Source organism: Streptomyces sp. NL15-2K (assembly GCF_030551255.1).
Lineage (GTDB): Bacteria > Actinomycetota > Actinomycetes > Streptomycetales > Streptomycetaceae > Streptomyces.
Map to the genome: position 1 here is coordinate 5,290,871 of NZ_CP130630.1, position 18,457 is coordinate 5,309,327.

The 18,457-nt window shown below is 69.7% G+C and carries 19 protein-coding genes and 1 tRNA gene; 16 read left to right on the forward strand and 4 right to left on the reverse strand.

What is annotated here, in order from left to right; genetic code table 11:
- Positions 1–16: 16 nt before the first annotated feature.
- Positions 17–1,417 carry a M1 family metallopeptidase gene (locus Q4V64_RS23565; protein WP_124441154.1) on the reverse strand — a complete coding sequence of 467 codons (1,401 nt, stop codon included), beginning with the start codon at positions 1,415–1,417 and terminating at the stop codon, positions 17–19.
- A gap of 41 nt (positions 1,418–1,458) precedes the next feature.
- On the opposite strand from Q4V64_RS23565, the gene Q4V64_RS23570 reads away from it, so the two are divergent.
- Positions 1,459–1,959, forward strand: a complete 501-nt coding sequence (locus Q4V64_RS23570; protein ID WP_124441153.1) for a hypothetical protein — start codon at positions 1,459–1,461, stop codon at positions 1,957–1,959.
- 151 nt (positions 1,960–2,110) lie between these two features.
- Entirely contained in the window at positions 2,111–2,536 is a 426-nt protein-coding gene (locus Q4V64_RS23575) for an RICIN domain-containing protein (RefSeq protein ID WP_124441152.1), read from the forward strand.
- Between the two features lie 123 nt (positions 2,537–2,659).
- Here the strand turns inward: Q4V64_RS23575 and Q4V64_RS23580 are convergent, their stop codons facing one another.
- Positions 2,660–3,352 carry a pentapeptide repeat-containing protein gene (locus Q4V64_RS23580; protein WP_172629273.1) on the reverse strand — a complete coding sequence of 231 codons (693 nt, stop codon included), beginning with the start codon at positions 3,350–3,352 and terminating at the stop codon, positions 2,660–2,662.
- Between the two features lie 189 nt (positions 3,353–3,541).
- Here Q4V64_RS23580 and Q4V64_RS23585 point away from each other — a divergent pair, with 189 nt between their 5' ends.
- The 9 genes from Q4V64_RS23585 (at position 3,542) to Q4V64_RS23625 (ending at position 12,131) form a co-directional block, all read left to right on the forward strand.
- Complete coding sequence (locus tag Q4V64_RS23585) at positions 3,542–4,702, forward strand: FAD-dependent oxidoreductase (RefSeq protein ID WP_124441151.1); 1,161 nt, start codon at positions 3,542–3,544, stop codon at positions 4,700–4,702.
- A gap of 60 nt (positions 4,703–4,762) precedes the next feature.
- Entirely contained in the window at positions 4,763–5,743 is a 981-nt protein-coding gene (locus tag Q4V64_RS23590; protein WP_124441150.1) for a zinc-binding dehydrogenase, read from the forward strand.
- 70 nt (positions 5,744–5,813) lie between these two features.
- Positions 5,814–6,701, forward strand: a complete 888-nt coding sequence (locus Q4V64_RS23595) for an aminoglycoside phosphotransferase family protein (protein ID WP_124441149.1) — start codon at positions 5,814–5,816, stop codon at positions 6,699–6,701.
- A 5-nt stretch (positions 6,702–6,706) separates the two neighbouring features.
- Positions 6,707–7,192, forward strand: a complete 486-nt coding sequence (locus Q4V64_RS23600; protein ID WP_124441148.1) for a GNAT family N-acetyltransferase — start codon at positions 6,707–6,709, stop codon at positions 7,190–7,192.
- A 56-nt stretch (positions 7,193–7,248) separates the two neighbouring features.
- Positions 7,249–8,319 (forward strand): DUF4037 domain-containing protein, encoded by a 1,071-nt coding sequence (locus Q4V64_RS23605; RefSeq protein WP_124441147.1) that lies wholly within the window; start codon positions 7,249–7,251, stop codon positions 8,317–8,319.
- 80 nt (positions 8,320–8,399) lie between these two features.
- The gene (locus Q4V64_RS23610) at positions 8,400–9,395 is read left to right on the forward strand and encodes a branched-chain amino acid ABC transporter permease (RefSeq protein WP_124441146.1); all 996 of its coding nucleotides are present in this window, start codon (positions 8,400–8,402) and stop codon (positions 9,393–9,395) included.
- An 11-nt stretch (positions 9,396–9,406) separates the two neighbouring features.
- Positions 9,407–10,399: a branched-chain amino acid ABC transporter permease gene (locus tag Q4V64_RS23615; protein ID WP_124441145.1), complete on the forward strand. Its 993-nt coding sequence runs from the start codon at positions 9,407–9,409 to the stop codon at positions 10,397–10,399.
- Positions 10,389–11,351, forward strand: a complete 963-nt coding sequence (locus Q4V64_RS23620) for an ABC transporter ATP-binding protein (protein ID WP_216377631.1) — start codon at positions 10,389–10,391, stop codon at positions 11,349–11,351. Before Q4V64_RS23615 ends, Q4V64_RS23620 begins: the two co-directional genes overlap by 11 nt.
- Before the next feature lie 3 nt (positions 11,352–11,354).
- A complete protein-coding gene (locus Q4V64_RS23625) occupies positions 11,355–12,131 on the forward strand; it encodes an ABC transporter ATP-binding protein (protein WP_124441144.1) in 777 nt (258 codons plus the stop codon).
- 56 nt (positions 12,132–12,187) lie between these two features.
- On the opposite strand, the gene Q4V64_RS23630 is transcribed toward Q4V64_RS23625, so the two are convergent.
- Both Q4V64_RS23630 and Q4V64_RS23635 read right to left on the reverse strand, forming a co-directional pair.
- Positions 12,188–13,459, reverse strand: a complete 1,272-nt coding sequence (locus tag Q4V64_RS23630) for an ABC transporter substrate-binding protein (RefSeq protein ID WP_124441143.1) — start codon at positions 13,457–13,459, stop codon at positions 12,188–12,190.
- 168 nt (positions 13,460–13,627) lie between these two features.
- A tRNA-Thr gene (locus tag Q4V64_RS23635) sits at positions 13,628–13,703 on the reverse strand.
- A 175-nt stretch (positions 13,704–13,878) separates the two neighbouring features.
- Here Q4V64_RS23635 and Q4V64_RS23640 point away from each other — a divergent pair.
- The 5 genes from Q4V64_RS23640 to Q4V64_RS23655 all read left to right on the forward strand — a co-directional run bounded on the left by Q4V64_RS23640 (position 13,879) and on the right by Q4V64_RS23655 (position 18,244).
- The gene (locus tag Q4V64_RS23640) at positions 13,879–15,078 is read left to right on the forward strand and encodes a transposase (protein ID WP_253267054.1); all 1,200 of its coding nucleotides are present in this window, start codon (positions 13,879–13,881) and stop codon (positions 15,076–15,078) included.
- Positions 15,024–15,206, forward strand: a complete 183-nt coding sequence (locus Q4V64_RS55155; RefSeq protein ID WP_253267053.1) for a zinc ribbon domain-containing protein — start codon at positions 15,024–15,026, stop codon at positions 15,204–15,206. Before Q4V64_RS23640 ends, Q4V64_RS55155 begins: the two co-directional genes overlap by 55 nt.
- Positions 15,207–15,590: 384 nt before the next feature.
- Positions 15,591–16,727, forward strand: a complete 1,137-nt coding sequence (gene ugpC, locus Q4V64_RS23645; RefSeq protein WP_124441142.1) for a sn-glycerol-3-phosphate ABC transporter ATP-binding protein UgpC — start codon at positions 15,591–15,593, stop codon at positions 16,725–16,727.
- Between the two features lie 222 nt (positions 16,728–16,949).
- The gene (locus tag Q4V64_RS23650) at positions 16,950–17,405 is read left to right on the forward strand and encodes a hypothetical protein (RefSeq protein WP_124441141.1); all 456 of its coding nucleotides are present in this window, start codon (positions 16,950–16,952) and stop codon (positions 17,403–17,405) included.
- A gap of 107 nt (positions 17,406–17,512) precedes the next feature.
- Complete coding sequence (locus Q4V64_RS23655; protein WP_124441140.1) at positions 17,513–18,244, forward strand: nucleotidyltransferase family protein; 732 nt, start codon at positions 17,513–17,515, stop codon at positions 18,242–18,244.
- Positions 18,245–18,457 lie beyond the last annotated feature (213 nt).

Here is an 18,457-nt window from a genome sequence, read left to right on the forward strand (position 1 = left end):
TTGCCCGGGCCGCCCGTCACCGCCGCCCCGGCTTCCCCTCCCCGTACAGCCACTCCTCCCAGACCCCGCCGAAGTCCTCGGCCGGTGCCCTCTTCTCCACGTACGCCGTGAAGTCGGCGGTGTCCGCGTTGCCGTGGCGGTGGGCGGCTGCCCAGCCCCGGATGATGGCGCGGAAGGCGTCGTCGCCGACGGTCTGCCGGATCTTGTGCAGGACCATCGCGCCGCGCTGGTAGACGGGGCTGTCGGAGATGTGGGCGGCGTCGGGCGGCTCGGCGGGCGGGAAGGTCCAGAGGTCCTCGTAGGTGTCCTCGCCGTGGTCGTAGAGCGCGTCGAAGGTCTCCTGGGCGCTGTCGCCGCCGTGGTCCTCCGCCCACAGCCACTCCGCGTAGGTCGCGAAGCCCTCGTTGAGCCACATGTCCTGCCAGGTCTTCGGCGTGACCGAGTTGCCGTACCACTGGTGGGCGAGTTCGTGGACGAGGAGTGCGGTGTCGGGAACGCCCGGGAAGAACGGGCGGTTCTGGGTCTCCAGGGCGTAGCCGGTGTCGCCGTCGCGGTCGACGATCGCTCCGGTGGAGGAGAAGGGGTACGGGCCGAAGGCGTCCTCGGCCCACGCCAGGATCTCGGGGATCCGCGCCAGCACCTTGCGGCTCGCCTCGGCCCGGGTCGGGTCGACGGCGACGTACACGGGCAGTCCGGCCGGGGTGGTGGAGCGGCGGATGTCGTAGTCGCCGATGGCGAGCGTGGCGACGTAGCTTGCCATGGGTTCGCCGGTGTGCCAGGTGTAGGTCGTACGGCCTCCTCTGCTCCGCTCGTCCGTCAACTCCCCGTTGGAGACGGCCTCCAGGCCCTGTGGCACGGTGACGGCGATGTCGTACGCCGCCTTGTCGGACGGATGGTGATTGCCGGGGAACCAGGCCATGGACCCCGTCGGCTCACCGAGCGCCAGCACGCCGCCGTCCTCGGTCGGCAGCCAGCCCTCCTCCGAGCCGTCCGGATCGGTGAGCGTCTCCGGCGTGCCGGAGTAGCGGACCGTCACGCGGAACGTCTCTCCCTCGCCGAGGTCCTCGGCCGGGCGCACCGTCAGCTCCTGCCCGGCTCGGTTCCAGCGGGCGGCCTCACCGTCCACGGTGACCTTGCCGACGTCCAGGCCCTGGAGGTCGAGGTCGAAGGCGGAGAGGTCCTGAGCGGCGCGGGCGGTGAGCGTGGCCGTGGCGGTGAGGCGGTGGGTGTCGGGGGCGTAGGCGAGGTTCAGGTCGTAGTGCGTGACGTCGTAGCCGCCGTTGCCCGACTTGGGGAAGTACGGGTCGTCCACGCCGGAGCCGCCCGGGGTGCCCCGGACGCCGCCGGTGCACGCGGTCAGGGCGAGGGCGAGCAGGACGGAAGCGCAGGTCGGGGCAACGGGGGCGGACCGGGACACGCCAGTGATCCTAGGCGGACCCGCGTGACACCATCACCTACGTGCTCGACATCGGCTACGCCCTCTCCAACCGCTTCCCGGACCCCCCGCAGACGGACTACCGCCGCGCGGACGTCCACACGCTCCGCCACGATCTCTTCTGCGGCGACGTCTACCTCGCCGACACCGAGGCGGACCGGGAGTTGTCCACAGCCTGGGGATGGGTGCCGGTGCTCGACTTCGCCTGGGCGCTGTGCGACATCGTGGAGCGTCTGGACCAGGATCCGGCCGGCTCTCGCGCCTCCCGCCCGCAACGCGCGGAACTGGACTTCACCGAGTCCACCGACCGGCTCCTCTTCGAGCGCCGCTTCGGCTGGGTGGACATCGAGTCCGACTGGATGCCGGCCGAGGAACCTCCGCTCGCCTTCTCCCACGCGGAACTGCGCAGGGAGGCCAGGGACTTCCTGCACGACCTGATCGCCGACCTGGTCGATCTCCACGACGACCTGGGCGAGAACCCGGCGATCTGGACCCTCCAGGCCAAGTTCCCCAGAGTGAGGTGACGGGCTCCCTCTTGCGCGCTCCCTGCGCGCCCACGCCCTCTATACGGGTGAAACGGTCACTGTCCGTGATTTCCAGGTGGCCGTGCGGGCAACTATGCGCGCTGGGGGCCGTCGCGGTGGCGGTCCGAACGGTTCGGCGAAAGGGCACGACATGGCACCCGGCATTCCCGACGGTCTCTACCGGATCAACTTCACCAACGAGCAACTGCTCACCGCGCTGGAACCGGCGCCCGGTGCACCCCTCGTCCTGCTCCCCCGGGGGAATGGAGACACGCAGGAGTGGCGGGTGCGCAGCGACGGCAACGGCCTTCACACCATCACGGCGGCCAACGCTCACCTGGACCTGACCGTGAGCTACGACGGCGAGCCCGACATGCACGAACCGGCGCTGCTGCTGCCCGATCGGCGCTCGTGGAATCTGCTGCCCGGGAATGACCCGGACACCTACCTCATCGGGGTGCCGAACGCCCCCATGCGGCTCGGTATGAGCCTGCTGAGGATCTTCCCGCCGCGCGTGGCCCTCGCGCCCGAGTACGGCGACCCCTACCAGGCGTGGATCTTCGAGAAGGTCGGCTAGTCAGGGACTGGTCAACCGGGTCGGGGCTCGCTCTCGCACCGTCGGCCGACGAGTCTCCCCGAAGGGGAGGGTCGTCGGCCGACGGCGTTTGCGGGCCCCCAGCCCCCCAGCCCCCCAGCCCTCTCAGTCCTCCACCCGAATCCCCATCTCCGCCGCCAACACCTGTGCCAGATCCAGCAGTTGGGACGAGCTGATCACCGCGCCCTTCAGCCGGTCCACTCCCCGGGCGATCTCCAGCGAAGCGACCCCGCGCAGGTCCACGTCCACGAGGGTCGCCCCGTTGAGGTCCGCTCCCTTCAGGTCGCAGTCCACGAACTCCACCCGCTCCAGCCTCGCGCCCCCGAAGTCCGGCTCCACCAGCACGCACCCCTCGAAGACGACGTCCTTGAGGCGGGCCGAGCGCAGGTTCAGGTAGTCGATCTTGCCGCCGCGGATCACGACCCGCTCCAGTACGGATCCGTGCAGCTGCACCCCGCCGAGGCGGGCGTCGACCAGCTCGACGTCGCGCAGGGTCGCCTCGGCGAGGTCGGTGCCCACGCCCCGTATGCCGGTGAGGACCGAGTCCAGGAAGCGGGCGTGGGACAGCCGCGTCTCGTCCAGCGCGCACCCCGTCAACGCGCAGTCCATGAAACGGGCACCCTTCCCGTCCTGCCCGGCGAAGTCCGCCTCCCGGAACTCCAGCCCGTCATAGTCCCCGTCCGGCGCCAACCCCCCGCCGCCGTACGGCTCCAGCGCCGGCAGCCGCACCTCCGGCCGCCGCGCTCCCCGCAGCACTCCCCGTCGCCCGCCGTTCGCATTCGTCGCTCGCCTCACCATGCCCCCATGCTGCACCCCACCACTGACAACCCCTCCCGTGCCCCTCCCGCAGCCGCTCCCGACCTGCGAAAACAGCCCCCATGTCACATTCCGGCCCCCTCGACCGGTCCTACTCACTGACAGGCAGTCCTACTCACAGGCAGTCCTACTCACTGACAGGCGACCCCGACCCGAGGGAGACCCCCAGCCATGCACCGCATCACCGTCATCGGCGGCGGCTTCGCCGGACTGACCGCGGCCATCACCGCCGCCGAGGCGGGCGCCAAGGTCACCGTGTACGAAGCCCATCACACGCTCGGCGGACGCGCCCGGACCGCCGAGGGGCCGTACAAGACGAACGAAGGACCCCACGCCCTCTACAACGGCGGCCCGCACTGGTCCTGGCTCATGCAGCGTGATCTGATCGGGCCGCTCGCGCCCATCCCGCCCTTGGAGGCGGCCCGGCTGCGGCTTCGGCACAAGGGCGTGCTCCGCCGCACCCCGCCCTTCGCCCTGCTCAAGCTGCTGCGCCGCAGCGCCCGACAAGCGCCCGTCGACGTCGACTTCCTGACCTGGGCGACCGAGCAGGCGGGCGAGGAGGGCGCCCGCGCCGCCGCCCACTACTCCGCCGTCGCCCTGTTCCACCACGACCCCGGAGCCCTGTCCGCCGCCTTCGTGCAGGAACGCCTGCGCCGCGCCACCAAGCTCCCGCCCGAGGCCCACTACCCGCGCGGCGGCTGGGGCAGCCTCATCGACCGGATGGCCTCGCGGGCGTGGAATCTCGGCGTCCGCCTGGAGACCCTGTCCCGTGTCGACACCGTGCCGACCGACACGCCCGTCGTCGTCGCCACCTCCCTCGACGCCGCCCGCGGTCTCCTCGGCGACGACTCGCTGACCTGGACGAGCGGTCGTACGGCTCTCATCGATCTCGCCGTGCGGACCCGGCGCGGGGACGCCTTCGCCGTCTGCGACCTCGACTCCCCCGGGTGGATCGAGCGCTTCACCGCCCAGGACCGGTCCCTCGCCCCCGCGGGCGAGCAGCTGATCCAGGGGCAGATCCCGATCGCCCCGCACGAGACGAAGGACGACGGCATCGCCCGCGCCGAGCAGCTCCTCGACCTCGCCTTCGACGGCTGGCGCGCACGCGTCACCTGGCGGCGCGAGGCCGTCGCGAGCGGCCGTACGGGCGCCGTCGACCTGCCCGGCACCAGCTGGCGCGACCGGCCCGCCATCGACCGCGGCGACGGCGTCTACCTCGCGGGCGACCAGGTCGCCGCCCCCGGGGTCCTGTCCGAGGTCACCTTCAACAGCGCCCTCACCGCGGTGTCGCTGGCGCTCGGCCGTCACTCCCTTGACCTCAAGCATGCTTGAGGTTGAACAGTGGGGTTCCCAACCAGGCTTCCCGGACAAACTTCCGATGGGGGACCCCACATGCACGCCATCCGCCTGCACGCCTTCGGCCCGGCCGACAACCTCACCTACGAGCAGGTCGAGGACCCGGTGCCGGGCCCCGGCCAGGTCCGTATCGCCGTCGAAGCCGCCGGCGTCCACCTCCTGGACACCGCCCTGCGCGAGGGCATGCAGGGCCCCCTGCCCGAGCCGCCGTCCCTGCCCACCGTCCCCGGCCGCGAGGTCGCGGGCACCGTCGAGTCCCTCGGCGAGGGCGTCGCCGACCTGTGGCTCGGCAAGCGGGTGGTCGCCCACCTCGGCTTCGCCCCCGGCGGCTACGCCGAACTCGCCGTCACCGACGTCGAGCGCGTCCACGAGATCCCGGCGAACCTGGACGCCGCCCAGGCCGTCGCCATGATCGGCACGGGCCGTACGACGATGGGGATCCTGCAGTTCGCCCAGCTCGGCCCCGACTCGGTGGCCGTGATCCCGGCCGCCGCCGGCGGCATCGGCACCCTCCTCGTGCAGTACGCCAAGAACGCCGGCGCCACCGTCATCGGCCTCGCGGGCGGCCCGGCCAAGGTCGCCCAGGTGCAGGCCAACGGCGCCGACCTCGCCGTCGACTACAAGGACCCGGCCTGGCCGGACAAAATCCGCGCCTACCTGGGCGGCCGTACCGCCACCGTCGTCTTCGACGGCGTCGGCGGCGAGGTCGCCCGCGAAACCACCGCCCTGCTCGCCCCCGGCGGCAAGCACATCGTCTTCGGCTGGTCCGGCGAAGGCCTGCACGACGGCAAGCCCTACCTCGTCGACGGCGTCTCCGAGCAGGTCCTCGGCCCCGTGATGATGCGGAAGGCGGGCGGCCCCAACCCCGTACGCACCCTGGAACTGCGCGCCCTCACCGAAGCCGCCGCGAGCCGCCTCACCCCCGCCGTACAGCGCTTCCCGCTCGCCGAGGCAGCCGCCGCCCACCGGGCGCTGGAGACGCGCGGGACTACTGGGAAGGTCGTCCTGGAGCCATGACCGGTAACCGTCAGCGCTGCCCCGATTAATCACATGAGGTCACGCCCCGCCCGCCGGTAAGGTCCGCCCCATGATCGACGTTCCGGAGGAACTGGCGGCCGCACAAGCGAAGTACAACGGCGAGGCGGGTGAGGCCTTCATCGCCCGACTGCCGGAGCTGGCTGCCGAGTTCCTGGACCGCTGGGAACTGACGGCCGACGGACGCCCCATGCACGGCGTCTCCGCCCTGGTCCTGCCCGTCGTCCGCGCGGACCGCACCCCCGCCGTCCTCAAGCTGCAACTGCTGGACGAGGAGAGCGTCGGCGAACCCGTCGCCCTGCGCAGCTGGAACGGCGACGGGTCGGTCCGCCTCCTCGACCACGACGAGGCAACCGGCACCATGCTCCTGGAGCGCCTCGATTCCTCCCGCATGCTCTCCTGTCTACCCGACACCCGCGAGGCCGTCCTGGTCATCGCCCGCCTGCTGGCCCACCTCACGTCGACCCCGGCACCCGAGGGCATGCGCCGCCTCGGCGACATCGCGCAGGCCATGCTCGACCAGACGCCCTGGGCACTGGAACGCATCCCGGACGCAGAGACCCGCCGCCTCGTCGCGGACTGCGCGGCTGCCGTACGCGAGGTCATCGACGAACCCGGCGACCGCCTGCTGCACTGGGACCTCCACGACGAGAACGTCCTCGCCTGCGACCGCGCGCCCTGGCTCGCCATCGACCCGAAACCGCTGGCCGGCGATCCGGGCTTCGAGCTGTGGCCCGCCCTCGACAACCGATTCGACGCCGACGAGATCACCTGGCGCTTCGACGCCATGACGGACGTCCTCGGCCTGGACCGCGCCCGCGCCCACGCCTGGACGCTGGGCCGACTTCTGCAGAACGCCCTGTGGGACATCGAGGACGGCCGCCCAGCGGAACCCCGACAACTGGAAATCGCCCGCCGCCTACGCACCCACCGGAGCTAGCCACCGTGATCCGCGCCGCGACCCCCGCCGACATCCCCGCCCTCCACACCCTCATCCGCGAACTCGCCGAATACGAGAAGGCGCTGGAGGAGGCGAAGGCGACCGAGAACCAGCTCCATGAGGCCCTCTTCGGCGAACGCCCCGCCGCCTACGCCCACCTCGCCGTCGACGACACGACCCACGAGGTGGTCGGCTACGCGATCTGGTTCCTCAACTTCTCCACCTGGCGCGGCGTCCACGGCATCTACCTCGAGGACCTCTACGTCCGCCCCACCGCCCGGGGCGGCGGCCACGGCAAGGCCCTGCTGTCCGAACTGGCCCGCATCTGCGTCCACCGCGGCTACGCCCGCCTGGAGTGGTCGGTCCTGAACTGGAACGCCCCGACGATCGCCTTCTACGAGTCCATCGGCGCCCGTCCTCAGGACGAGTGGACGGTGTACCGGCTCACGGACGAAGCACTCCTGAAGGCATCGCACATGATCAATCACTGAACAAACTGAACAAACTGAACAACGGGCATGACTGCCAGCAGGAGCGTCACGAACACATGCCGACCTTCATCCCCGGCCTGGAACTCTGCCGCCGCTTCTACACCGAAGCCGTGCGCCCCTTACTGGAGGAGGCCGCCCCCGGCATCCCCCACTCCGCCGCCCGCCTCGGCAGCGGCTCCGAAGTCCTCGGCTTCGACACCGCCCGCTCCGCGGACCACGAATGGGACCCGCGCCTCCAGCTCTTCCTCCGCTCCGGTGACGTCTCCCGGCATGCGGACCGCATCACACACCTGCTCGCCGAGCGCCTGCCGAAGACCTTCCACGGCTACCCCACGCACTTCGCTCCCACCGGCGAGGCGAACGACATCCGCGTCATGCGCCACACCGACGGCCCCGTCCACCACCGCGTCGAGGTCACCCACGCCTCCGCCTGGTTCACCGCCACCCTCGGCTTCGACCCGACGACCACCCCCATCACCCCGACCGACTGGCTCGCCACCCCCACCCAGCTCCTCGCCGAAGTCACCGGCGGCGCGGTCTTCCACGACGGCCTCGACGTCCTCACCCCCGCACGCACCGCCCTGCGCTGGTATCCCCACGACCTCTGGCTGCACGTCCTCGCCTGCCTGTGGCAGCGCCTCTCCCAGGAGGAGGCCTTCGTCGGCCGCTGCGGCGAGGTCGGCGACGAACTCGGCTCCGCGGTCGTCACCGCCCGCCAGGTCCGCGACCTGATGCGCCTGTGCCTCCTGATGGACCGCCGCTACCCGCCGTACAGCAAGTGGCTCGGCAGCGCCTTCGCCCGTACGCCGGCCGGGGCCCGACTCACCCCGACCCTCACGGCGGCCCTCGCGGCCACGGACTGGCACACCCGTGAGCAGCACCTCGCCGCGGCCTACGAGACGGTCGCCGACCTGCACAACGGGCTCGGCTTGACGGACCGGGTCGACCCGGCCACCCGCCCGTACCACAGCCGGCCCTTCCGGGTGCTGCGGGCGGAACGGTTCGCCGAGGCGCTGGTGAGTCGCATCTCCGAGGCGGCGATACGAGAGCTGCCGCTGGTCGCTGACCTGGAGCGCGAGCCACTGGGAACACGAGCCCGGCCTGGTCACTGCACTTACACTGAGTAACACGGAGTGTCCGGGCATCCGGACATACAACATCCGTACACATGACATCCGAATGCATGTCCGGATGTACCGGAAACATCATGCGCTGTCCGCGGGTTCTTCTCACGGCCCTCGCCCTGGCACTGGTGATGGTGTCCGCATCCCCCGCCCGGGGACAGGGTGAGGAAGTCCCGCGCGGCCGGGGATTCGCCGCGCGGCTGCTGCAGGCACTGATGGACGGTGTTCAGTTCGGTGTGATCATCGCCATCACGGCGGTCGGGCTCTCGCTGGTCTTCGGGACCATCCACCTGATCAACTTCGCGCACGGCGAGTTCGTGACGATCGGCGCCACCTTCGCGTTCTTCCTCAACGCGTCCGCGGCGGGACCGCGGTGGCATCTGGTCCCGGCCGCCGCCCTCGCGGTCGTCGCCGGGGCACTGCTGGGCGGAGCCGTGGACCGCGGCCTGTGGCGCCCGCTCCGGGCACGCGGCACCGGGATGATCAACCTGTTCATCGTCACCATCGGCCTGTCGCTGCTGCTGCGCCACATCGTTCTCGTGCTGTACGGGACACGTCCCGCTTCGTTCGCGCAATACGACATCCAGAGCCCGATCGAGTTCGGCCCGGTGGGCATCACCCCGCGGGACCTCACCGTCACCCTGCTCTCGGCGCTGGTGCTGCTCGGCCTCGCCCTGCTGCTGCAGAGGACCCGGATCGGCACGGCCGTACGCGCCGTCTCCGTCAACCGCGACCTCGCCGAGGCCTCGGGCATCGACGTACAGCGGGTGGTGCTGGTCGTGTGGATGCTGGCCGGTGCCCTGGCCGCCCTCGGCGGCGTCTTCTTCGGCCTGGTGGAGATCATCACCTGGGACATGGGATTCAAGCTGCTGCTGCTCATGTTCGCCGGGATCATCCTGGGCGGGCTGGGCTCCGCCTACGGCGCGATGGTGGGCAGCCTGGTGATCGGGATCGTCGCCCAGGTATCCACCCTGTGGTTCCCGGTCGACCTGCAGTACGCCTGGGCGCTGCTGGTCCTCATCGTGGTGCTGCTCGTCCGGCCGCAGGGCATCCTCGGCCGCCGGGAACGCATGGGGTGAGGGGGCGGGTCATGGACTTCTCGGTCATCGTCTCCGACGCCCTGCGTTCCGGCCTCGGTCCCATCGCCGCCATCTACGCACTCGCCGCCATGGGCCTGAACCTGCACTTCGGCTACACCGGGCTGCTCAACTTCGGCCAGGTCGGCTTCATGCTGGTCGGCGGGTACGGGCTCGCGGTCACGGTGGCGACGTACGACGGGAACATGTGGCTCGGCGTGCTGGCGGGGATCGGCTGCGCGATCGTACTCGCCCTTCTGCTCGGCATCCCCACCCTGCGGCTGCGCGCCGACTACCTCGCGATCACCACCATCGCCGCCGGAGAGACGCTCCGGCTGTTCTACCGCTCCAGCTGGGCCGAACCCGTCACCGGGGGCGTGTTCGGTCTGCAGCGGTTCGCGGGCGACTTCTACGACCTCAACCCGATACCGCCCGGCACCTACGGCGTGTGGCTGGTGGAGTTCAACTCCCGGGACCTGTGGGTACTGATCGTCGGATGGGGGCTGGTGGCCGTGGTCGGGACGCTGCTCGCGCTGCTGGTGCACAGCCCGTGGGGCCGCGTCGTCCGCTCCATCCGTGAGGACGAGACCGCCGCCCGCGGCCTGGGCAAGAACGTCTACGCGTACAAGATGCAGAGCCTGGCGCTGGGGGGCGTGATCGGAGCCCTCGCGGGCATGGTGCAGGCGATCCAGGTGCAGTCGGTGAACCCCGACAGCTTCGACCCGGCCGTCACCTTCTTCCTGTACACCCTGCTCGTGCTGGGCGGCGCCGGCCGGATCCTGGGGCCGGTCGTCGGCTCGGTCCTGTTCTGGTTCGTGCTCACCTTCCTCGACAGCGCGTTGCGGCAGGCCATCGACGCCGGCTACATATCGCCGGAGCTGATCAGCACCTCGGAGGTCGGCGCGGTGCGCTTCGCGCTGGTCGGCCTCGCGCTGATCCTGCTGATCGTGTTCCGGCCGCAGGGCATCCTCGGCAGCCGGAAGGAGATGCTGCTCGGTGAACGCTGATCATTCCCCCACCTCTCCGGCGTCAGCCCCCGCTGCCATCGCCGGCCGGCTTGCCGGGATCGCACCCGAGCCGGGAGTGCACAAGCCCGATCCGCTGCTCGTCATGGACCGGGTGAGCCGCAACTTCGGCGGACTCGCCGCCGTGCGCGTCGACCATCTGGAACTGCAGCGCGGCGCCATCACCGCGCTGATCGGGCCCAACGGCGCCGGCAAGACGACGCTGTTCAACATCGTGAGCGGCTTCGACAGGGCCGACGACGGCCGGTGGTCGTTCGACGGACACCCGCTGACCGGCCGCCCCGCCTACCGGGTGGCGCGCCGCGGCCTGGTCCGTACGTTCCAGCTTCCCAGGACGCTCGCCCGGCTGACCGTACGGGAGAACATGATGCTCGCGGCCACCGACCAGCGCGGCGAGCGGCTGCTGCCCGCCCTGCTGCGTCCCCTGTGGCGCGGGCAGGAACGGGAGGTCGGGCGCGGGGCGGACGAACTGCTGGAGCGGTTCCGACTCTCAGGCGTGCGCGACGACTACGCCGGCACGCTCTCCGGAGGACAGCGGAAACTCCTCGAACTGGCCCGCGCACTGATGGCCCGGCCCGTCATGGTCCTGCTCGACGAGCCGACGGCCGGTGTCAACCCCGTGCTGACCCAGTCCCTGCTGCGGCACATCACCGAGTTGCGGGACGAGGGACTGACCGTGTGTTTCGTCGAGCACGACATGGATGTGGTGATGGGCATCAGCGACTGGGTGGCCGTCATGGCCGACGGCCGCCTGGTGGCGGAGGGACCGGCGCACTCGATCCGCGAGAACCCCGCCGTGGTGGACGCCTATCTGGGCAAACGGCACGACGAGCCGGAGGCGACTGACGACCCGGCGCAGGACGCCGGAGACCGCCGAGACGCCCGAGACGCTGGAGACGCCCGAGACGCCGGAGACGCCGGAGACAGGGAGTGACTCATGTCCGCCGACGAACACGAACACGCCGCAGCCGACGAACGCACCCGCCCCGTACCGGTGGTACTGGCCGCCGACGACATCGTCGCCGGATACCTGCCAGGCGTCGATGTACTGCGCGGGTGCAGCATCGAGGTGGGGGAGGGCGAGCTGATCGGTGTGATCGGCCCCAACGGAGCAGGCAAATCGACCCTGATCAAGGCGGTCTTCGGCCTGTTGCGCGTCCGCGCCGGGACGGTACGGCTCCTCGGCGAGGACGTCACCGGCCTGCCGGCGCACGAGCAGGTGCTCCGGGGCGTGGGCTACGTACCGCAATTGCAGAACGTCTTCCCGGCGCTGACCGTCGAGGAGAACCTGCGGATGGGGATCTATCTGCGGCCCGGGGACTACGCACGGCGGGCCGCGGCGATGGAGGAGCTGTTCCCCGTGCTGGCCAGCCGCCGCAAGCAGAAGGCCGGCTCGATGTCCGGCGGCGAGCGGCAGATGCTCGCGATGGCCCGCGCGCTGATGATGGAGCCACGGCTGCTGCTGCTCGACGAGCCGTCCGCGGGGCTGTCCCCGACCCATCAGGACCTTGTGTTCGATCGGGTGAAGGAGATCAACGGCGCGGGGGTCGCCGTGCTCATGGTCGAGCAGAACGCCCGCAGATGCCTGCAGATCTGCGACCGGGGCTACGTCCTGGACCAGGGCCGCAACGCGTACACCGGGACGGGTGCGCGACTGCTGCACGACGCGCGGGTGATCGAGCTCTACCTCGGCACCCTGGCCCGCGTCCGCTGACTCTCCTCCTACCGGTCCTACCGGTCCTATCTATCCCATCTGTCCTACCGGCCGTACTACTCGCCGGTGCTCACTTCGGTACGCACGGGGGTGCGCAGCACGCCCTCGTCGTCGTATTCGTACACCTCGATCGTGGCCCGGTTCGGTTCGCCGGCATCACTGAATTCCAGCGGACCGCTCACGCCGTCGTAGTCGATGTCCCTGCCGGCCGCGATCAGCTTCTTGCAATCGGCGAAGGTGTTGCACTTCTCCCCGTCCTTGGTGATCCCGACCATTTCGTCCGCGATCTTCTGCGGATCGTCCGTCCCCGCCTTCTCCGCGGCGAGCCCGATGGTCGTCACACAGTCGAACACCTGTGGCGCGAACTGCAGCTCCTTCAGATCGGGTGCGAACTCCTTGAGGTCCTTCACGTACTGCTCATTGGCCCCCGAGGACGGGGCCGTCCCCTTCATACCGGCCAGTCGCTCCGGGTTGCCCGGGGCGACAAGGGAGGCCAGTTCCTCGCTGCGAAGGCCGTCGGCGCCGTACACGCCGATCCGGTCGGGCCCGAGGCCGGCCTCGATCAGGGCCTGCAGTATCTGTACGCCCTCTTCGAACGCGATCACCACGACCGCGTCCGGCCGGGCATCCCGCACCTTCTGCACGACCTGGTCGAAGTTCGTGGCCTTCGGGTCGTAGGTGTCCGCGACCGGTACTGTCGCGCCCTCTTCCTCCAGCCCGCTCTTGGTGGCCTCCACCAGGCCGCGACCGTAGTCATCGGCCCGTCCGATCACGGCCACCCGTTCATGGCCGTCCCCGGTGACGACGCCCGCCAGGACCGGCCCCTGCAGCACGTCGCTCGGCGCGGTGCGGAAGTAGAACCCGTCGTCGTCGTAATCGGTGAAGGTGGGTGCGGTGTTCGAACCGGAACACTGGACCACTCCGGCTCCGGTCACCCGGTCGATGAACGCCAGGGACATGCCGGAGGCCGCCGCGCCGATGATCGCATCCACGTCGGCGGCGAGGACCCGCTCCGCGGACTGGGCCGCGACGGCTTCCTGACCGGCCTCATCGCTGGAAACCACGGCCGGCACCGGCTTGCCCAGCACACCGCCCGCGTCGTTCATCGTCTTGATCGCGAACTTCAGGGACTCGATCTGCGGTGGGCCGAGGAAGGCGAGCTGCCCTGTCTCGGGCAGTACGTAGCCCAACTTCAGCTCACCGTCTTCATCACGAGCGGAAACCACCGACCCGGCACCCGCCTGGGCGATGCCGGTCCCGCCGCAGAGTGTCACCACCAGCGTCGCCACGCCGGCGAAGATCGCGGACCGCCGTACTGGCGCCTTCATGTCCGCCTCCTCTCCACGAGGCGGGCAGCGGTCGAGAGGCCGGCCTCCGCCCGCCCTCATTACTGAGGGTAGGCCCACAGGGCGTCGGCCGGAGCCCCCGGAGCATTCCGGACCGCCTGGCCCGGCGATGACAGCGAGCGCCGTCTCGGCAACCGTCTCCGTACTGCTTGGAGCCCCCTGTCGGGTTCGAACCGACGACCTGTTGTTTACAAGACAACTACTCTTCCAGCTGAGCTAAGGGGGCGACGCATACCACAACGCCGTATGCGAAGGCGCCACCACTCTACACAGAGCCCGTTTCCCCGAGCCACGAAGTTCTCCTCTCACGCGACCGCAAAACTGTGCGTAACCATCCGTGCACCCGTTCGTTGATCGGTCTGACGTGCTGTTCCGAAGATCGGATCGTCGGGGAGGGGTCCATGGGGAAGACGGCGGAGGAGCCGAAACCGACAGTGGTGGAGGGTGAGGAAGCCCAGCGCATCAAGCGCGAGCTCCTCGGCATCGGCGACCGCCGCAAGCACCACACGCGTGAGGCGACCCGGCTGAAGTCCCACGCCAAGGAGCCGGACACGCACCACCGTCTCTACCGGTTCCGCTTCTATCCGACCGAGGAGCAGGCCGAGCAGTTGGGGCGGACGTTCGGTGCCTGTCGGTGGGTCTACAACGAGGGGCTGGCGCTGCGGTCCGGGGCCTGGGAGCAGCATCGGGTGAATGTGGGGTTCGCGGAGACGTGCCGGGCGCTGACGGGCTGGAAGCGGGCCGAGGAGACGGCGTGGTTGAGGGATGTGTCGTCGACTGTCCTTCAGCAGTCGTTGCGGCATCTGGATCAGGCGTACGGCCGGTTCTTCAAGGGGGAGGCGAGGTATCCGAAGCGGAAGAAGAAGGGGCGGTCGCGGGATGCGGCGACGTATGTGCGTACGGGTTTCAAGTGGGTCGAGGATCCGGAGCGGCCTGGTACGGGGTTGATCACGCTGGCCAAGCAGTCGCAGCCGTTGGACATCCGCTGGTCGAGGGCGTTGCCCGTCGGGGTGGTTCCGGTTCGGTTGTCGGTGACGCGGGATCGGGCGGGCCGGTATTTCGTGTCGACGCTGGTGGAGGAGCGGATCGTGCCGTTGCCTCCTGTGTTCGTGTCGGGTTCGCGGGAGCCGAAGGCGGTGGGGGTGGATGTGGGTCTGGCGTCTCTCGTCACCTTGGACGACGGGACGAAGCTTGATCATCCGCGGTTGTTGAAGCGGTACGCGGAGAAGCTGGCGCGGTTGCAGCGGGAGCTGCACAGGAAAGTGAAGGGATCCAGGAACCGGGGGAAGGTCAGGCAGAAGATCGCGCGCCTCTATGCGCTGATCGGTGACGTACGCAGGGACATGCTGGACCAGCTGACCACCCGTCTCGTGCACGAGAACCAAGTGCTCGTGGTGGAGGACCTGTCCGTCGTGACCCTGATGCGTGCGGGGCGCGGCAAGGGGAGACAGCGGAAGGCGAAGCTGAACCAGGCGATCATGGATGCCAGCTGGGGCGAGCTGCTACGGCACCTGCGGTACAAGGCGAGTGGTACGGCCGGACGCTGGTGGTCGTCGATCGTTTCTTTCCCTCGACCCGGCGGTGCTCGGCCTGTCATGTGATGGGGCCGAGGCTGGACGTCTCGGTTCGGCAGTGGACGTGCGCCGGCTGCGGTGTGCTCCATGACCGGGATGTGAATGCGGCCGTGAATCTCCGGGATGAGGGGCTGCGGTTGCTGGAAGCCGCGTAGGAGCGGCTTGTGCGGTACGGACCGATGGGCCGTCGGCCGGAATGCCTGTGGAGTCCGTGTAAGACCGGTCAGGCGCAGCTCGGCAGGGTTGCGCGTGGTCGGCGGTGGGCGTTGAAGCAGGAAGTCTCAGGGCAAGGTCAAAAGTGAGTTGCTCTGTCCTGGCCAAGGCAAGGTCAAAAAGCCGGTGCTCTGCCCCTGTCGAAAATTTCCGCGAAGTTCACATGTCCCGGAGTACTGACAGCCAGGCAAACGCCAGGTACCGTCCTGACCCAGTTCGCACGCGTGGACTACACCAACCTTCCCGGGCGCTGTCCGGGACGGCTCACCACCTTCCTACAACGGATCGTCCGGCACGTTCCTGCCGGTAGAAGGGGGCCCATCACCATGGCCACTGTCTCGTTCGACAAGGCGACCCGGATCTACCCGGGTTCCACCAAGCCCGCCGTCGACGCTCTCGAGATCGACATCGAGGACGGGGAGTTCCTCGTTCTGGTCGGTCCGTCCGGTTGCGGCAAGTCCACCTCGCTCCGCATGCTCGCGGGGCTCGAGGACGTGAACGCCGGCTCCATCCGCATCGGTGACCGCGACGTCACGCACCTGCCGCCCAAGGACCGGGACATCGCCATGGTGTTCCAGAACTACGCGCTGTACCCGCACATGACGGTCGCCGACAACATGGGCTTCGCGCTCAAGATCGCCGGCGTCAACAAGGCGGAGATCCGGCAGAAGGTCGAGGAGGCCGCGAAGATCCTCGACCTGACCGAGTACCTGGACCGCAAGCCGAAGGCGCTCTCCGGTGGTCAGCGTCAGCGTGTCGCCATGGGTCGCGCCATCGTGCGTGAGCCGCAGGTCTTCCTCATGGACGAGCCGCTGTCCAACCTGGACGCCAAGCTCCGTGTGTCCACGCGTACGCAGATCGCGTCGCTGCAGCGCCGTCTCGGCATCACCACCGTCTACGTCACCCACGACCAGGTCGAGGCCATGACGATGGGCGACCGGGTCGCCGTCCTCAAGGACGGTCTGCTCCAGCAGGTCGACTCGCCGCGCAACATGTACGACCGCCCGGCCAACCTGTTCGTCGCCGGCTTCATCGGCTCCCCGGCCATGAACCTGGTCGAGGTCCCGATCACCGACGGCGGTGTGAAGTTCGGCAACAGCGTGGTGCCCGTCAACCGCGAGGCCCTCAAGACCGCCTCCGACAAGGGTGACCGTACGGTCACGGTCGGCGTCCGTCCCGAGCACTTCGACATCGTCGAGCACAACGGCGCCGCCGCCTCGTCCCTGTCGAAGGACACCGAGGACGCCCCGGCCGGCCTCGCCGTCTCCGTCAACGTCGTCGAGGAGCTCGGCGCCGACGGCTACGTCTACGGCAGCGCCAAGGTCGGCGACGACCTGAAGGACCTGGTCGTTCGCGTCAGCGGCCGCGCGGTCCCGGAGAAGGGTGCCACGCTGCACGTCGTGCCGCGGCCGGGCGAGACCCACGTGTTCTCGACCTCCACGGGCGAGCGGCTGTCCGACTGACCGACTGACCGAACAACTCCACATCCGGGTGATTTCGCCCAGGTTGACGAGAAGGGCCCCGCAGCCTGCTGCGGGGCCCTTCTCGTTGTCGACAAATACCCCGGCAGACCGGTCATTTCGAGCAGTGTGCGTCAACCCTCCACCCAAAAAAGAGCACCTCTTCATCCCCCGTACTGGTGACTAAATGTCGCCAAATCATTACCCCGCGCTACCCTCACACGCGTGAAGCACTCCACTAACCAACAGACGCGACGCGGCCGGGGCCCCGCCCGTCGGATCGGCCGCTCCCTCGCCCTCGTCCTGCCCGTCGTCCTGGTGCTCTCCGGGACCCTCGCGGTCACCCGGGTCAACTGGTCGGGGAACCCCTCCAGCCCGGTGCTCACCGCCGCGGAGGCGTCGTCGTCGGACGCCTCGTCGCGTGCCGCCGCCCGCGCCCCGCAGGACGTGCTGCGCGACCAGCTCCTGACGGAACTGCAGGAGGAGAACCCGGGCGTCGCGCTCACGCACCTCCAGGAGGCCGTGAACGGCCGTCCGTCGCTGGCGAAGCACTGCGTCTCCATCGCCAGGGCCCTGGGCCGCGCCGCGGTCCGTGTGTACGGCCCGACGCGCGCGCAGTCGTACGCCCGCCCGGTCTGCGACACCGCCTTCGCGTCGGGCGTCGCGGCGGCGCACGGCTGAGCGGGCACTACTTCGGAGGGGAGGACGGCAACGGGAAGACAAAAACGCCTGATTAAGGAACGGTTGCCGACTCCGGCAGCGGGCGGGACGCGACGTACAGTTCGGTCATGACCGATCCGAACGCCGCGTCCCGCCCCGTTCAAGCCGTGGTTCTGGCTGGTGGCCAGGGCTCCCGGTTGCGCCCCTACACCGATGACCGGCCCAAGCCGATGGTCGAGATCCCCGGGACGGGGACTCCGATCATCGGCCATCAGCTTGCCTGGCTCGCGGAGGAGGGCGTGACGGATGTGGTGGTCAGCTGTGGCCACCTCGCCGAGGTGCTGCAGAAGTGGCTGGAGTCCGCCGATCTGCCGCTGAACGTCACGACCGTCGTCGAGACGGAGCCGCTCGGCCGCGGCGGCGGCCTCAAGTACGCCGCGGCCCATCTCCCCCACCCGGACCGCGCCTGGTACGCCACCAACGGCGACATCTGGACGCGGTTCTCGCTCCGCGACATGGCGGACTTCCACACCGAGCGCGACGCGGTCGCCACCCTCGCGCTCGCGCGTCCGCGCATTCCGTGGGGGGCGGTGCGGACGGACGGCTTCGGCCGGATCACCGACTTCATCGAGTCGCCGCCGTCGACGTTCGAGATCAACGCGGGGGTGTATGTGTTCTCGCCGGAGTTCGCGGGGCTGCTGCCGGAGCGGGGGGATCATGAGCGGACGACGTTTCCGGGTCTTGCGCGTGAGCGGCGGCTGGCTGGGTTTCCGATTCCGCAAGGTGCGTATTGGCGGGCCATCGATACGGCCAAGGATCTGACCGAGGCTGCGAAGGAACTGGCGGCGCTGGGGCGTTAGCGCCGCGGGTTGGGCCGTAAGGCCGTTCGCGCGGCTGCGGGCCGTCCGTGGCTGGTCGCGCCCACGCGGCGGAGCCGCATATCTGCACAGCCCCGCGATATCTACACAGCCCCGCGCCCCTCAGGGCGTCACAGTCGCCGCACGACTACAGGGTCCCGCACAGATGATGTGCGGGACCCTGTCGTATGGGCCGAGGTATTCAGCCGGCAGGCG

Excerpts from the sequence above, each read along its gene's own strand:
- Q4V64_RS23655 (WP_124441140.1), top strand. The coding sequence starts at position 17,513 with ATGACCGATCCGAACGCCGCGTCCCGCCCCGTTCAAGCCGTGGTTCTG.
- Q4V64_RS23575 (WP_124441152.1), top strand. The coding sequence starts at position 2,111 with ATGGCACCCGGCATTCCCGACGGTCTCTACCGGATCAACTTCACCAAC.
- Q4V64_RS23585 (WP_124441151.1), top strand. The coding sequence starts at position 3,542 with ATGCACCGCATCACCGTCATCGGCGGCGGCTTCGCCGGACTGACCGCG.
- Q4V64_RS23615 (WP_124441145.1), top strand. The coding sequence starts at position 9,407 with ATGGACTTCTCGGTCATCGTCTCCGACGCCCTGCGTTCCGGCCTCGGT.
- Q4V64_RS23590 (WP_124441150.1), top strand. The coding sequence starts at position 4,763 with ATGCACGCCATCCGCCTGCACGCCTTCGGCCCGGCCGACAACCTCACC.
- Q4V64_RS23610 (WP_124441146.1), top strand. The coding sequence starts at position 8,400 with ATGCGCTGTCCGCGGGTTCTTCTCACGGCCCTCGCCCTGGCACTGGTG.
- Q4V64_RS23605 (WP_124441147.1), top strand. The coding sequence starts at position 7,249 with ATGCCGACCTTCATCCCCGGCCTGGAACTCTGCCGCCGCTTCTACACC.
- Q4V64_RS23580 (WP_172629273.1), bottom strand. The coding sequence starts at position 3,352 with ATGGTGAGGCGAGCGACGAATGCGAACGGCGGGCGACGGGGAGTGCTG.
- Q4V64_RS23640 (WP_253267054.1), top strand. The coding sequence starts at position 13,879 with ATGGGGAAGACGGCGGAGGAGCCGAAACCGACAGTGGTGGAGGGTGAG.
- Q4V64_RS23625 (WP_124441144.1), top strand. The coding sequence starts at position 11,355 with ATGTCCGCCGACGAACACGAACACGCCGCAGCCGACGAACGCACCCGC.
- ugpC (WP_124441142.1), top strand. The coding sequence starts at position 15,591 with ATGGCCACTGTCTCGTTCGACAAGGCGACCCGGATCTACCCGGGTTCC.
- Q4V64_RS23630 (WP_124441143.1), bottom strand. The coding sequence starts at position 13,459 with ATGAAGGCGCCAGTACGGCGGTCCGCGATCTTCGCCGGCGTGGCGACG.
- Q4V64_RS23595 (WP_124441149.1), top strand. The coding sequence starts at position 5,814 with ATGATCGACGTTCCGGAGGAACTGGCGGCCGCACAAGCGAAGTACAAC.